The organism is Antrihabitans cavernicola (assembly GCF_008297975.1).
Classification (GTDB): domain Bacteria; phylum Actinomycetota; class Actinomycetes; order Mycobacteriales; family Mycobacteriaceae; genus Antrihabitans; species Antrihabitans cavernicola.
Genome location: NZ_VLNY01000001.1, coordinates 488,364 through 500,805 on the forward strand (window position 1 = coordinate 488,364; position 12,442 = coordinate 500,805).

General features: G+C 63.6%; 16 protein-coding genes. 7 read left to right on the top strand and 9 right to left on the bottom strand.

All coding sequences use genetic code 11. The features are described from left to right. Position 1: 1 nt before the first annotated feature. Positions 2 to 1,465, bottom strand: a complete 1,464-nt coding sequence (locus tag FOY51_RS02395; RefSeq protein ID WP_149428577.1) for an MFS transporter — start codon at positions 1,463 to 1,465, stop codon at positions 2 to 4. Between the two features lie 117 nt (positions 1,466 to 1,582). Between FOY51_RS02395 and FOY51_RS02400 the strand changes: the two genes are divergently transcribed. From FOY51_RS02400 to FOY51_RS02415, 4 genes are all read left to right on the top strand, one after another. Beyond that, positions 1,583 to 2,242, top strand: coding sequence for a winged helix-turn-helix transcriptional regulator (locus FOY51_RS02400; protein WP_235916094.1), 660 nt, complete (start codon positions 1,583 to 1,585; stop codon positions 2,240 to 2,242). 28 nt (positions 2,243 to 2,270) lie between these two features. Beyond that, a complete protein-coding gene (locus tag FOY51_RS02405) occupies positions 2,271 to 2,891 on the top strand; it encodes a histidine phosphatase family protein (protein WP_149428579.1) in 621 nt (206 codons plus the stop codon). A 4-nt stretch (positions 2,892 to 2,895) separates the two neighbouring features. Continuing rightward, positions 2,896 to 3,081, top strand: coding sequence for a DUF1737 domain-containing protein (locus FOY51_RS02410; RefSeq protein ID WP_149428580.1), 186 nt, complete (start codon positions 2,896 to 2,898; stop codon positions 3,079 to 3,081). A 134-nt stretch (positions 3,082 to 3,215) separates the two neighbouring features. Continuing rightward, positions 3,216 to 4,229 carry a magnesium and cobalt transport protein CorA gene (locus FOY51_RS02415; protein WP_371830401.1) on the top strand — a complete coding sequence of 338 codons (1,014 nt, stop codon included), beginning with the start codon at positions 3,216 to 3,218 and terminating at the stop codon, positions 4,227 to 4,229. Here the strand turns inward: FOY51_RS02415 and FOY51_RS02420 are convergent. From FOY51_RS02420 to FOY51_RS02430, 3 genes are read right to left on the bottom strand one after another with little or no spacing between them, the layout of a single operon-like run. Beyond that, positions 4,171 to 4,659, bottom strand: coding sequence for a methylated-DNA--[protein]-cysteine S-methyltransferase (locus tag FOY51_RS02420; RefSeq protein ID WP_149428582.1), 489 nt, complete (start codon positions 4,657 to 4,659; stop codon positions 4,171 to 4,173). The two genes, FOY51_RS02415 and FOY51_RS02420, sit on opposite strands and share 59 nt — an antisense overlap. Then, on the bottom strand, positions 4,656 to 5,324 hold the full coding sequence (locus FOY51_RS02425; RefSeq protein ID WP_149428583.1) for a hypothetical protein: 669 nt from the start codon (positions 5,322 to 5,324) through the stop codon (positions 4,656 to 4,658). Before FOY51_RS02425 ends, FOY51_RS02420 begins: the two co-directional genes overlap by 4 nt. Continuing rightward, on the bottom strand, positions 5,321 to 5,539 hold the full coding sequence (locus FOY51_RS02430) for a hypothetical protein (protein ID WP_149428584.1): 219 nt from the start codon (positions 5,537 to 5,539) through the stop codon (positions 5,321 to 5,323). Before FOY51_RS02430 ends, FOY51_RS02425 begins: the two co-directional genes overlap by 4 nt. A 34-nt stretch (positions 5,540 to 5,573) precedes the next feature. Between FOY51_RS02430 and FOY51_RS02435 the strand changes: the two genes are divergently transcribed. Then, positions 5,574 to 6,020: a MarR family winged helix-turn-helix transcriptional regulator gene (locus FOY51_RS02435; RefSeq protein WP_149428585.1), complete on the top strand. Its 447-nt coding sequence runs from the start codon at positions 5,574 to 5,576 to the stop codon at positions 6,018 to 6,020. A gap of 29 nt (positions 6,021 to 6,049) precedes the next feature. Here FOY51_RS02435 and FOY51_RS02440 read toward each other — a convergent pair whose 3' ends face one another. Together FOY51_RS02440 and FOY51_RS02445 are read right to left on the bottom strand one after the other, a co-directional pair. Continuing rightward, positions 6,050 to 6,463: a VOC family protein gene (locus tag FOY51_RS02440; protein ID WP_149428586.1), complete on the bottom strand. Its 414-nt coding sequence runs from the start codon at positions 6,461 to 6,463 to the stop codon at positions 6,050 to 6,052. Positions 6,464 to 6,598: 135 nt separating this feature from the next. Then, positions 6,599 to 7,849: an IS30 family transposase gene (locus tag FOY51_RS02445; protein WP_235916054.1), complete on the bottom strand. Its 1,251-nt coding sequence runs from the start codon at positions 7,847 to 7,849 to the stop codon at positions 6,599 to 6,601. A 165-nt stretch (positions 7,850 to 8,014) separates the two neighbouring features. Here FOY51_RS02445 and FOY51_RS02450 point away from each other — a divergent pair, with 165 nt between their 5' ends. After that, positions 8,015 to 9,397: an HNH endonuclease signature motif containing protein gene (locus FOY51_RS02450; protein ID WP_149428587.1), complete on the top strand. Its 1,383-nt coding sequence runs from the start codon at positions 8,015 to 8,017 to the stop codon at positions 9,395 to 9,397. A gap of 101 nt (positions 9,398 to 9,498) precedes the next feature. On the opposite strand, the gene FOY51_RS02455 is transcribed toward FOY51_RS02450, so the two are convergent. Genes FOY51_RS02455 through FOY51_RS02465 form a run of 3 tightly spaced genes read right to left on the bottom strand, consistent with a single transcriptional unit; the run spans position 9,499 to position 11,251 of the window. Next, positions 9,499 to 10,200: a 2OG-Fe(II) oxygenase gene (locus FOY51_RS02455; RefSeq protein ID WP_149428588.1), complete on the bottom strand. Its 702-nt coding sequence runs from the start codon at positions 10,198 to 10,200 to the stop codon at positions 9,499 to 9,501. Continuing rightward, positions 10,197 to 10,781 carry a methylated-DNA--[protein]-cysteine S-methyltransferase gene (locus FOY51_RS02460; protein ID WP_149428589.1) on the bottom strand — a complete coding sequence of 195 codons (585 nt, stop codon included), beginning with the start codon at positions 10,779 to 10,781 and terminating at the stop codon, positions 10,197 to 10,199. The genes FOY51_RS02455 and FOY51_RS02460 overlap by 4 nt, the downstream gene beginning before the upstream one ends. Beyond that, on the bottom strand, positions 10,778 to 11,251 hold the full coding sequence (locus FOY51_RS02465) for an RNA polymerase sigma factor (protein ID WP_149428854.1): 474 nt from the start codon (positions 11,249 to 11,251) through the stop codon (positions 10,778 to 10,780). The genes FOY51_RS02460 and FOY51_RS02465 overlap by 4 nt, the downstream gene beginning before the upstream one ends. Positions 11,252 to 11,320: 69 nt before the next feature. Between FOY51_RS02465 and FOY51_RS02470 the strand changes: the two genes are divergently transcribed. Beyond that, the gene (locus tag FOY51_RS02470; RefSeq protein ID WP_371830394.1) at positions 11,321 to 12,433 is read left to right on the top strand and encodes an agmatine deiminase family protein; all 1,113 of its coding nucleotides are present in this window, start codon (positions 11,321 to 11,323) and stop codon (positions 12,431 to 12,433) included. Positions 12,434 to 12,442 lie beyond the last annotated feature (9 nt).

Below are 12,442 nucleotides of genomic sequence, written 5' to 3' on the forward strand. Positions count from 1 at the left end.
GCTAGGCGTCCACCAGCACCGGTTCCAGGACCTGCTGCTCGGGCACCGCAACCTGCTTCAGCACCGTTGCCGCGATGACGGTAGCGAGGCCGACCAGCCCCGCTGCGATCCAGAAGGCGAAGTGGTAGCCGTCGGTCAAGGCGATCAGGTCTGCGGTACCGGAGCGCACCAACTGCTCGCTGCGACTCGCCGAGAGCGTCGCCAGTACCGCTAGGCCCAGCGCACCGCCGACCTGCGCCGTGGTGTTCACCAGACCGGAGGCCAAGCCCGCGTCCTCGGGATCGGCGCCTGACATCGCCAGGTTCATCAGTGCCGGGAAGGCAAGGCCCGCACCGATTCCCAGCAGCACCATCGACGGGAACACGTGCACCAGGTAGCTCCCTGCGATCGGGGCCTGCGTGAACAACAGCAGCGACGCCAGGATCAGCACCATGCCGGGCAGCAGTGTCTGCTTGGCCCCGAATCGCATGACCAAACGCTCTGAGTACTTCACCGACAACGTCCCCATGATGACTGTCATCGGCAGGAAGGCCGCACCGATCTGCAGCGGGCTGTATCCGAGAACGCGCTGCAGGTACAGCGAGCCCATGAAGAACATGCCGAACATGCCTGCCACGCTGGACAACTGCACGATGTTGGCGCCGGAGAGATTGCGCGACTTGAACACTCGCAGCGGCATCAAGGGCGTGGCGGCGGTGGCCTCGCGGGCGACGAATGCGGCGAGCAGGATCAGGGACACCACGGCAAGAACCAACGTGGTCGTATCCGTCCAGCCGTACTCGGCGGCCGGCTTGACGATCGTGTAGACGCTGAGCATCAAGGCACCCGTAACCAACACTGCGCCAGGCAGATCGGTGCCGGAACCCAGGCCGATACCCGCGTCGTCGTCGAGCAGTCGGGTCGCGAACAAGAAGACGGCGACGCCGATCGGGATGTTGATGAAGAAGATCCAGTGCCAGCTCATCGCCTGCGTGAGCACCCCTCCTGCCATGAGGCCGATCGCACCGCCTGCCGAGGCGACGAATGCGTAGACGCCGATCGCCTTCGCCTGATCGCGGGCCTCGGGGAACATGGAGACGATCATGCCGAGGATCACGGCCGAGGTCATGGCGCCGCCGATGCCTTGCAGGAAGCGTGCCGATACCAACATCAGCTCGTTCTGCGCGAGACCGCACAGCAACGACGCGGCGGTGAAGACCACCAGGCCCGCGAGGAAGATCTTGCGGCGCCCGATCAGGTCGCCGAGCCGGCCTGCGAGCAGCAGCAGCCCGCCGAACGAGATCAGGTACGCGTTGACCACCCACGCGAGGCTCGACTGAGTGAAGCCGAGGTCGTCCTGGATCGCGGGGAGCGCGACGTTCACGATCGTCGCGTCGAGCACGATCATCAACATCCCGCCGCACAGGAGGTAGAGGGCCTTCCATCGGGATCGATCGGCTACGTCACGGGTTTCGCTGCTGGTCATCGGTCTCTGCCTTCGCGTCGATGTTCGGGCTATTGGTTGCACGCTAACATCGATTGATCCTAAAAAACAACTAACAGTTCCTGATTAGCTATTCAGTGGTATAGTTCGGGAGTGGCGATGAAACGGAGCTACAACGACGGCTGTGGTGCCGCCCAAGCCTTGGACTTGGTCGGCGAACGCTGGGCGCTCTTGGTAGTGCGCGAACTGTTGCTCGGACCCAAGCGGTTCACCGATCTGCGCAGCGGACTGCCCGGCATCAGCCCGAACGTGCTGTCGCAGCGCCTCGACGAGCTGGAACAGTCCAGCATCGTGCGCAAGCGCAAGTTGCCGCCGCCGGTCAGCGCGCAGGTCTACGACCTGACAGATTGGGGTCGCCAACTCGAGATCGTGCTGCAAGATCTCGGCCGCTGGGCAGCACAATCGCCCACGTTCGACCGGGAAGCCTGCCTCGGCATCGACTCTCTCGTCATGTCCTTCCGGACCATGTTCACGCCGTCGGCCGCGGTCGGTGTCCACGCGTCGTACGAACTGCGCGTCGGCGACGACGTCTTTCACGCCGAGATCGACGACGGCACCTTCGAGATCCATCGCGGCAGCGCGGCCAAGCCCGACGCGATCATCGATACCTCACCCAACGTGTTCGCCGAGATCGTCTACGACCCCACTGGCGACCTGGCAGCGGCAGTTCGCGACGGCACGGTCGTCATCACCGGCGATCCCGCGGCGGTCGAACGGTTTACCGGATACTTCACGCTCCCTGCGCCCGCGGCCGGTTGAGCCTGCGTCGTAGGGCAGAGTGGCAACCGTGCAACTTCTGTTGATTCGGCACGCCCTCCCGCTACGGATAGACAATGCCGCGGACGGTGCGAATCCCGCGCTGGCCGAGCTCGGCGCCGAGCAGGCGCAGCGCGTACCCGACGCATTGGCGCGGCACCGGATCAGTCGCGTCGTCAGCAGTCCGCAGTTGCGCGCCCAACAGACCGCCGCGCCAACGGCACTGGGCCTGCGCCTGCCTGTCGATCTGGTACCCGGCATCGCCGAATACGACCACGGCACCAGCTCGTACGTTCCAATCGAAGAAGCGAAGACGGAGTTCCGGGCCCAGTACGACCGCATCAAGCGCGGCGACCTCCCGGAAGGTGTGGATCCGCAGGCCTTCATCACGCGTGTGGTCGATGCCGTAGCCGGTATCGCTGCCGCCGCCGATCACTCCGAAACAGTGGCCGCGTTCGCGCACGGCGGGGTCATCAATGCCTATCTGCAGAACGTCCTGGATACGCCTCGCACCCTGATGTTTCCCATCGATTACTGCTCGATCACTCGAATTCTGTTCTCCCGCAGTGGACGCCGTACGGTCGCGGCAGTGAACGAAACCGCCCATGTCTGGGATCTACTGCCTCGCAACATCGCCGAGCGAGAGGGCTGAGCAGATGAATACACCGCCAGACGGACTGCCGCGTTATCGCGTCCTGACCGGACCCGACGACGAATCGTTCTGCCGCCGCGTGAGTGAGGCGCTCGACCTCGGCTTCGTGCTCCATGGCGGCCCGTCGGTGACGTTTGCCAAGGAGACGGTGATCGTTGCGCAGGCCGTGGTGTGGCCGATGTCGAGCTGAATTCAACGGACAAGAAGGGCAAACCGGTCTGACTTGCATCTCGGCGTGCAGACCCCGCGGCGCAGGGGCAGGATCGATACGTGATCATCGATTGCGCCTTGTACAAGAACGGGCAACGCCAACACGAAGAGCGAATGCCCTTGGAGGACGCGGCCCGACGGTGCACCGAAGGCGGGTTCGTATGGCTCGGCATGTTCGAGCCCGACCAGGCGGAACTCGAAGAGGTTCGGGTGGCGTTCGGACTCCACGAGCTGGCGGTGGAAGATGCCCAGTCGTTCCATCTGCGTCCCAAGGTGGAGCAGTACGGCGACGACGATTTCCACCTGGTGATCCTGCGAACCGCCCGCTACGACAACGGCAGCGTCGACTTCGGCGAGATCAGCGTGTTCATCGGCAGCAACTTCGTGATTACCGTGCGCCAGGGCGTCGCAAGTGAATTGCACGGCGCCCGTGAACGATTGGAGCAGCGGCCCAAGCTGCTTGCGTTGGGAACACAGTCGGTGCTGTGGGCGATCCTGGACCAGGTGATCGACAGCTACACACCCGTCGTCGCCGATCTGGAACACGACATCGACGCCGTCGAGGCCATGGTGTTCTCCGGTGCCGTCGCCCCCACCGAGCGGATCTACTTTCTCCGGCGCGAAGTCACCGACTTCTGGCGCGCGGTGCACCCGTTGCTGGCCGCGACGGCGATCATCGAGCGTGGCCGGTGGGCCGACGAGCTGACGCCGTACTTCCGCGACGTCAACGATCACCTGGTGCTCGTCAACGAGGAAGTCTCCGCCCAGCGCGACCTGTTGGCCACCATTCTGGAGGCCAACATGGCGGTCATCTCCGTCGAGCAGACCAAGGTGAGCGTGCGACAGAGTGCGTTCATGGAGCAGTTGACCATCATGTCGACCGTGTTCCTGCCGCTGACGTTCGTCACCGGCTTCTTCGGCCAGAACTTCGGCTGGTTGGTCGACAATATCGCCAGCCCTTGGGAATTCGTCCTCTTCGGCATCGGCGGCCTGCTCCTGCCGTGCATGGCGTTGTACATGTGGTTCCGAGCGAAGACTGCGAAACGAAAACTCGAGGAGCAGGCGACCGCTATCGCCCAAGGTCGAGGATCAAGTCCGTCGATTCCAAGTCGAGCAAAGCCCGCTTGATCACCAGCCCGCCCGCGTAGCCGGTCAGGTCGCCAGTAGCTCCGAGGACGCGATGGCACGGTACGACGACGGGAAACCTGTTGCGCGCCATGGCACCACCGATCTTGCGGGCATCCGACCGTCCGAGCGATGCGGCCAGTCGGCCGTAACTGATGGTCTGTCCGTAGCCGACCGTCGCGTCGAGCACGTGCAGTACGGTGGCGTCGAACGCGCCGACGGCCGACCAGTCCAGCGAGAGCGTGAAATCACGACGCTCCCCCGCTAGATATTGCTCGATCTGCGCGATCGCGTCGGCGATGTGGCCCTCCGGTTGTTCGGCGGTAGGTTCCTTGTCGCTGAACGCAATTCGGGTGATGCCGACGTCGTTTGCCTCGATCTCGAGGGTTGCTAGCGCGGTGCGATGGATCGTTGTGGTCAGTGTTGTCGTCATGCTGTGTAGTCGGCCATCGCGGGTGAGACGTGAGATTTCCGGAGAACGAATCCAGTGCTGAGCACCCACATGATCAGCAGTGGCAATGATGCCCACGCAAAAACCGCTGGACCGCTGAGTAGAAAGAGATAGCCCACACCAGAGATCAGGATCGTGACGACCAGCGCGATCGCGGGAAGTAGCATCCAGCGTGGCAGCGCGCCGTCACGCGCCAACATGACCGTCACGCCTGCTGCGGCCGCGAGAAGAATCATCTTCACGCCGTCGAGTCTGTTGATCGCATCGAACAGCATCCCGGCAGCGTCGTCATCCGCACGTGGCACAACCCAGCCGACAAGATGAATTCCCAAGGCGCACTCGACCGATGACACCGCCGCCGCACCCAGCCCGCACGTCGTCAGAATCAGCCTCAGCCGGTCCGTCATGTTCGCGAATCGTGCCAATCCGAATACCACCACGGCCAAGGTGATGGCTGGAATCCCTTCGGTGAAGACGTACTGGACGATCGCTGGGTCCTGATGAACGGCAAACGTGTCGATCACGGCGGCTCCGGTGGAACGAACAGATGTCGACGACGAGAAGACGGTCAACCCAACAGCCCACGAGAGCGCGAATCCCACAGCGGCCATTGCAGTTACGTTGCGGTCGCGGGTGTCGGCGGTCATCGCAGCAGCGCGAGCAAGGCCGCGCCGAGTGGGATCGCCCGCACCCCATACAGGTTCGCGTAGAAGTCGACCGCTGAGCTGACATCGCCGGTGGTGCGCATCAACAGCATCGGCCGACGCATGCCGACGAGTCCGGCCCCGATCGACCCGATGGCACCTGCGGCATTGCTGGCGGCGACAGCGCCCGACATTGCATCACTTTGCAAATCATTCATAGTTAGAATCATATTGGCAATGTAGCATCGCACTGTGACGGCACACAAGGACCTGCCTTTGACGTCGACGGTGGTGTTTCGACTGGGGACGTTGGGGACATTGGCGACCGCCCGGATGACCGACGGGCTCGACGAACACGAGCTGAAGCCGAAGCATGTCGGGCTGATGTCAGTGCTGGAGTCCGGAGCGGCAACGTCGCAACTGGAAGTCGCCCAGCTCATGGGCGTCGCGCCGAGCCTGGTGGTTGCGCTCGCGGATCACTTGCAGCAGCGCGGACTCATCACACGCATCCGCGACGACACGGACAGACGGCGTCAGAATTTGGCTTTGACCGACCGCGGTCGCGACGTATTCGCTGCGTGCACCGCGATCGCCAATCGCCTCGACGCCGCGCTGACCGCCGACCTCACCCCCGCTCAGCTACGTGGACTCGCCGACGCGTTGCGCTCCCTTGCCCACTCGAACGGTTTGCCCTCGTAGCCAGAGTGCTTCGGTGGCGCGAGGCGTACTTACGTCGCTGAATCTCCCAGCAACTTCGCCAACGGCACCGTCGCCCGCGCAGCGATCTGCTGGACGGCCCAGCGATTGCCGTCGGAGTCGGCGAAATGGAAGAACGTCGACGCGTCGCGTTCTTCGTCGAAGACAGTCATCTCGGAGACCTCGACGCCCCGTCCCGCCAGCTCCGCTCGGGCGGCGTATGCATCGGAGACCACCAGCTGCAGACTGGTCGGGTTGTCCGTCTTTTGCTCCTGCTGGGACAGCACGATCGAGCAACCCGAGCCCGTCGGCGTCAGCTGGATGACCCGCATCAGTGGCGTTTCGATGTCATGGTCGAGGTGAAAACCCAGATTGTCCCGGTAGAACTCGATGGCGCGGTCGACATCGGTGACCGGCAGATTCACAACTTCGAGTGTCCAGTCCATGGCCATTCCTTTCGGCGATCAGCGGCGGGCCGAGCAGCCCGTCGCCATAGGGTCGGAGCCGTCTATCGATTCTCGACATCATGATGTGAAAGCCCCGCGACACCGAGCAATTGGTGGCAGAAATTACGGGTGGATCTAAGCGGTCGATGCAACAGGTGGTGTTTCGGAGAGTATCTGGTCGAGTATCTGGGCGGGGGTTTTGAATTCGTGGCGTTTGCGGGGCCGGTTGTTGAGTTGGGTGGCGACGTAGTCGAGGTAGTCGGCGGGGAAGACCGAGAGGTCGGTGCCTTTCGGGAAGTACTGCCGGAGGAGCCCGTTGGTGTTTTCGTTGGTGCCGCGTTGCCAGGGCGAGTGTGGGTCGCAGAAGTAGATGCCGAGCTCGGTCGCCGACGCGATCTGGGCGTGGTTGCTCATTTCCTTGCCCTGGTCCCAGGTCAACGTCCGACGCAGGATTCTGGGCAGCGCACTCATCTTCAGGATTACTTGGTCGGCGACTGTGGCTGCGGTGTGGTTGTCGGGAAGGTGGAGCAGCAACACGAACCCAGAGCGGCGTTCGACCACTGTTCCGATCGCGGTGCTGTCGGCGCCGATGATCAGATCGCCTTCCCAATGGCCCGCGATGGCGCGGTCGTCGGCTTCGGGTGGTCGGTCGGCGATGTTGATCATGTTCGGGATCCGTCCCCGCGTGTCGCTACTACGGGCAGGTTTACGCAGCGCACGCCCGGTGCGTAGACAGGCATGCAACTCACGTCGGAGCCCGCCACGTCCTTGCAGGTAGATCGCTTTGTAGATGGTTTCGTCGCTCACCTGCATGTCCTGATCGTCGGGAAATTCCAGTCGCAGCCAGCCCTGGATCTGTTCCGGGCTGTACTTGCCCTGCAACCGATCCTGCACTACCTCACGTAAGCGATCGTGGGTGGCGAGTTTCGTCGGCTTGGGTCGGCGAGCCCGCAGTTCGGAACGTCGCTGCGCGGCGATCGCCGAGTACGCCACCCGTGCGGTGCGTCCGGACTGGCGGGCCCCGAAACATTGTTTACGTCGGTATCCCGAGGGGTGGTCCTGGCTGGTCTGTTGCTCGATCCCGTTGTCGATCTCGCGTTTGATCGTCGACGGTGCACGCCGCAACCGGTTCGCGATCGAGTGGATCGATTCGTCGGTACGCACACCGATTTCGATCTCGATCCGATCGGCCAGTGTCAGCCGGGGTCGTGGGCCATCCGATTTCGGTTCTGCGTATGCAGGTTTCACACCGCCAGCATCACCGAACCAGCGTTGACCGGTGTGTTCAGCCACGCCGATATCGAGTGCAGCCTGAGCCGGTGAACGGCCCTCGGCAACCCGATTCCAGAACGGTTGCAGCAACAAACGTGACGGTGGAAAGGCCATTGCAACACTCCTCGCAGATCAGACGTGTTGCATCGACCCCTTGGGTTCAAGACGAAAATTGCCACCATTTGCTCGTGATCACTGGAGTGGCGGCTGGGAGTAATTCCCATGAGCCCCAACAGTTTCAGGATATTTCGTGTCGGTGGGTGCCGCTAGAATTAGCACATGCATTCGATCACCGAAGGACCTGTTGCAGCACTCGCTGCTGCGGTGTCCGCGGTGCTCGACGACGACTTCACACCACTCTGCGACGACGACATCGCCGAGGCGATGCGGATCGTCGAACGCGTGAACCGTCGATTGGCTGCGGTCTCGACGCGGCTGATCGTGCAGGCCACCGAACGGGCGATGCCACGCCGAGCCGGGTGCACCTCGACCGCGTCGTACCTCCAAGACGTGCTCCGGCTGTCCCGGTCCGATGCCACCGGTCGCGTCACCGCGGCAAAGAAACTGGGTACCTGGCACGACGTCGGCGGACACCCGATTCCCGTCGATCTTCCCGCCACCTCCACCGCCCAACAATCCGGTGACATCTCACCCGAGCATGCCCGCAAGATCGCCGCCGTCATGCACGACGTCCCCGCCGGCATACCCCGGGCCCTCCGCGACGACGCGGAGAAGATCCTCGCCGAATGCGCGAAAGAGGGCACACCGGAAGACGTGCAGAAAGCCGGTGAACGGCTGCTGACCTATCTGGATCCGGATGGGAAGTTGACCGACGACCGCGACCGGGCCCGACGACGGGCGTTTCGGATCGGCCCCCAAGGCCCGGATCTGATGTCCCCGGTCTCCGGATGCATCGACCCCACCGCGCGGGCCCTGCTGGATGCGTTGCTCGCCAAGCAGGCCAAACCAGGAATGAACAACCCCGACGATCCGAACCCGGCCGATCCCGCCGACGCCGCCACGAAAGATGTGCGAACCGCCGCCCAACGCAACCACGACGCGCTCAAGAGAATCTGCGAAATAGCCCTCGAGTCCGGGGAATCCGGCACCCACCGCGGCTTACCGGTTACTGCGATCATCACGATGACCTTGGAGCAGCTCGAAGAAGCCGCCGGGGTCGCGACCACCGCGACCGGCGGTCGTATCCCCGTCCCCGACGCACTGAAAATGGCGGAAAAGACGCGACCGTGGTTGGCGATCTTCGACCACGCAGGCCGACCGTTGCACCTCGGCAGAACCAGCCGCCTCGCCAGCGGAGAACAACGCCTTGTCCTGATCCCCTTCGATAGGGGTTGCACCAAACCCCGATGCGACAAGCCACCATCGCTGTGCGCGGTCCATCACCCCGAAGAATGGGCTGACGACGGCAAAACCGATATCGAGAACGAAACATTCGTCTGCGACGGCTGCCACGCCCTCATCACCAAAACCGAGACCGGCTGGAAGACCATCAAAGCCGGAAACGACCATGAATTCCCTGGCCGAACCCTGTGGATTGCACCGAAACATATCGATCCGGAACAGAAACCGAGAATCAACCACTGCCACCACCCAGAAGAACTACTCGACCAGGCCAACGAATCCGCCGACGACGATCCCTAGGCAAGGACCATGCTGTGCTTCCACGCCGAATACTCCGCCGGGACACATGGCGCGCGGCCGATAGCCCACGGCAGCACCGTGCTTGCCCCGTGCAAGTCAAGTCACGCAGCGTCGTGCAACACCAACCCGAGCGTGTGCCGAATTCCTGACCGCACTGTGCTCACACCATGCCGCACCGGCGATCTCGACCATCCTCGCAAGGACGGGGTCGGCCGATCTCGTGTTGTGAAGATCAGGCCGTGTCCCTGTTCCAGCACCGTCACCGTGCCCTTCGATTGCGCACGCGCCCGCTGCTCGACCAGCAGGAACTCGCCACCGGTGTGATCGATACGTGGCCTGTCGAGCCCGATCACCACCTGCAGCGGAAACACCAAGTCGCCGTACAAGTCCCGATGCAAGGCGTTCCAATCGCCATCGGTGTATCGCAGCAGGATCGGCGTCGGCTTGGACTGGCCTGCAAGGTGGCAGGCGTCCAGCCATTCGTCGAAGTCGTCCGGCCACGGCGCCGGGTCACCCAGCTTCTCAGCCCAGTCACGCGCGATGGGCAGCAGCCGCCGATAGAACGTTCGTCGCAGGTCCATGATCGCGTCGGGGACCGGATCGCCGAAGTACCGGTAGGTGCCCTGCCCGAAGCGGTAGCGGGCCATGTCGATCGTCGAGCGGAACCGTGCGACGTCATCCCACATGGCCGTGAACTCCGCGCATTCGTCGGGTGTCAGGAGCAACCCGGTCTGCGCGCAGCCATAGGTATCGATCTGCTGCGACAAACCGTCCCAGTCCTGCTCGTCCACAACAGCGTTCATACCGCCTCCAATGCCAGCAGGGCCGTCTTTGCTTCGACGCCGCCTCGGTATTGCCCGATCGCCCCGTCCGCTCGGACAACACGGTGACACGGAATCACCAGCGGCAGCGGGTTGTGTCCGCACGCGGTCCCGACTGCGCGAACAGCGCGCGGGTTCCCGATCGCCGCAGCGACCGTGCCGTAGCTCTCCCGCTTCCCGTAGTCGATTTCGCGCAGATGCTCTATCACCTGCCGACGAAATCCCCCGGCCAACTGCAAATCCAGCGGCAGGTCGAAACGCCTGCGGGTGCCCGCAAAGTACTCGTCCAACTCCGCGGCAGCAGCATCCAGGCGGGCCGGCGCCTCCAGCACACGAGGGCTGATTCGATCCGACAGCATGGTCAGAATCGCGTCGGAATCCTCGTTCTCGAACGCGATCTGCACCAACCCGATCGGCGTAGACGCCAAAAGCAGTGTGCCGATCGGCGAATCGATGGTTCGGTATGCGACATCGAGAATTCCCGCGGCATGGGCGTCGGACGTCAGCCGGTTGCGTAGCCGGCGCAGGGTCTCGCCGTCGGACGGTTCGTCGAATGCGGTCATAGCAATTCCTTCGGGTAGAGCGTGCGCAGAGTCTTGAGACCGTCGGCACAGGCGCGCCGCGCAGCATCGGTCGAATTACCCAGTAACCGAGCAACTTCGGCGTGCGGCAGACCGGCAAGATGGTGGTAGGCGACGGCTTGTCGCTGCTTGTCCGGCAGCGCCTGCAGTGCGGCCCACAGATCCGGGTCGGATCTACCGGGGTTGCCCAACGTCGACGCGCGGTCCGGCAGTTCCTCCGCCGGAACGGGATTGCGGCCCGCAACTCGGACTACATCGATTGCTCGTCGGTGCGCGATCGTCACCAGCCACGCCTCCACGTTCGCGCGGTCGTCGAGATCGGGATACGCCCGCATCGCGGACAGAAACGTCTCCGACCACGCGTCGTCCGCATCGACGGGCCCCAGCACCGCGCGACACACGCGCAGCACCATGGGCCCGTACTCGGCGACCACTTGATCGAACGGTTTCAAGCTCACAACAGGTAGTCGACCACAGTGTGCGAAACGTGAGATGGTGACTCGAAAACCAGGAGGTCACAGGTGCGAAGACGACTCTTCATCCAGGCGGGATTCGCGGCCACCGCCGGTATCGTCCTGTCGGCATGTGAGACCGATTCCGATGGAACGCAACCGCACGCCGAAGCCGATCCACGGGCCTGGACCATGCCCGACGAGGGCGATCCGCACAAGCGCACCTGGATGGCTTTCGGTGCCAGCGAAGACATCTGGGGTGCCGAACTACTCCCGGACGTGCGCCGAAACCTGGCGACCATCGCGCAGACGATCGCACGCTTCGAGCCGGTCACCATGCTGGTTCGACAGGAGGATCTCGACGAGGCGCGCACCCTCGTCGGACCCACCGTCGACCTTGTGGTGGCCCCGCTCGACGACCTGTGGATGCGCGACACCGGACCGGTCTTCGTCAAGGGCAACGGAACCGCCGCCGCCTTGAACTTCAATTTCAACGGCTGGGGCGACAAGCAGGAGCACGCCCAGGACGCCAAGGTGGCGCAATTCGTGTGCTCGCAGGCGGGCGCCGAGATGGTGCGCACCGATCTGACGCTGGAAGGTGGTGGCATCGAGGTGGACGGCGAGGGCACCGCGATCATCACCGAGAGTTGTGTTCTCAACGCCAATCGCAATCCGGGCTGGTCGAAGTCCGACGTCGAAGCCGAACTCGGCAGGGTGCTCGGCCTGCAGAAGATCATCTGGCTGCCCGGCATCGCGGGTAAGGACATCACCGACGGCCACACCGATTTCTATGCCCGATTCGCCGGACCGGGCAAGGTGGTCGCCGGCTACGACCCCGACCCACAATCCTTCGATCACGACGTCACCCAACGTCATCTCGACATTCTCGACGGTGCCACCGACGCGCGCGGACGCAAGATCGAGGTCGTCGTCATCGACGGCCCGACGGATTTGCGTGAGCAGTCCCCCTCGGAAGATTTTGCTGCCGGCTACATCAACTTCTATGTCTGCAACGGCGGCGTTATCGCGCCCCAGTTCGGCGACCCTGCGGCGGATGCCGACGCGAAGCAGAAGCTGGAGACGCTGTTCCCAGGCCGCAGCGTGGTGCAACTCGACATCGACGCAATCGCATCGGGCGGTGGCGGAATCCACTGCACCACGCAGCAGGAGCCCGCCGCCTGACCAATTCTG

Coding starts and splice junctions, on each gene's coding strand:
- FOY51_RS02395 (WP_149428577.1), bottom strand. CDS start 1,465: ATGACCAGCAGCGAAACCCGTGACGTAGCCGATCGATCCCGATGGAAG.
- FOY51_RS02400 (WP_235916094.1), top strand. CDS start 1,583: ATGAAACGGAGCTACAACGACGGCTGTGGTGCCGCCCAAGCCTTGGAC.
- FOY51_RS02410 (WP_149428580.1), top strand. CDS start 2,896: ATGAATACACCGCCAGACGGACTGCCGCGTTATCGCGTCCTGACCGGA.
- FOY51_RS02415 (WP_371830401.1), top strand. CDS start 3,216: ATGCCCTTGGAGGACGCGGCCCGACGGTGCACCGAAGGCGGGTTCGTA.
- FOY51_RS02420 (WP_149428582.1), bottom strand. CDS start 4,659: ATGACGACAACACTGACCACAACGATCCATCGCACCGCGCTAGCAACC.
- FOY51_RS02425 (WP_149428583.1), bottom strand. CDS start 5,324: ATGACCGCCGACACCCGCGACCGCAACGTAACTGCAATGGCCGCTGTG.
- FOY51_RS02430 (WP_149428584.1), bottom strand. CDS start 5,539: ATGAATGATTTGCAAAGTGATGCAATGTCGGGCGCTGTCGCCGCCAGC.
- FOY51_RS02440 (WP_149428586.1), bottom strand. CDS start 6,463: ATGGACTGGACACTCGAAGTTGTGAATCTGCCGGTCACCGATGTCGAC.
- FOY51_RS02445 (WP_235916054.1), bottom strand. CDS start 7,849: ATGGCCTTTCCACCGTCACGTTTGTTGCTGCAACCGTTCTGGAATCGG.
- FOY51_RS02450 (WP_149428587.1), top strand. CDS start 8,015: ATGCATTCGATCACCGAAGGACCTGTTGCAGCACTCGCTGCTGCGGTG.
- FOY51_RS02455 (WP_149428588.1), bottom strand. CDS start 10,200: ATGAACGCTGTTGTGGACGAGCAGGACTGGGACGGTTTGTCGCAGCAG.
- FOY51_RS02460 (WP_149428589.1), bottom strand. CDS start 10,781: ATGACCGCATTCGACGAACCGTCCGACGGCGAGACCCTGCGCCGGCTA.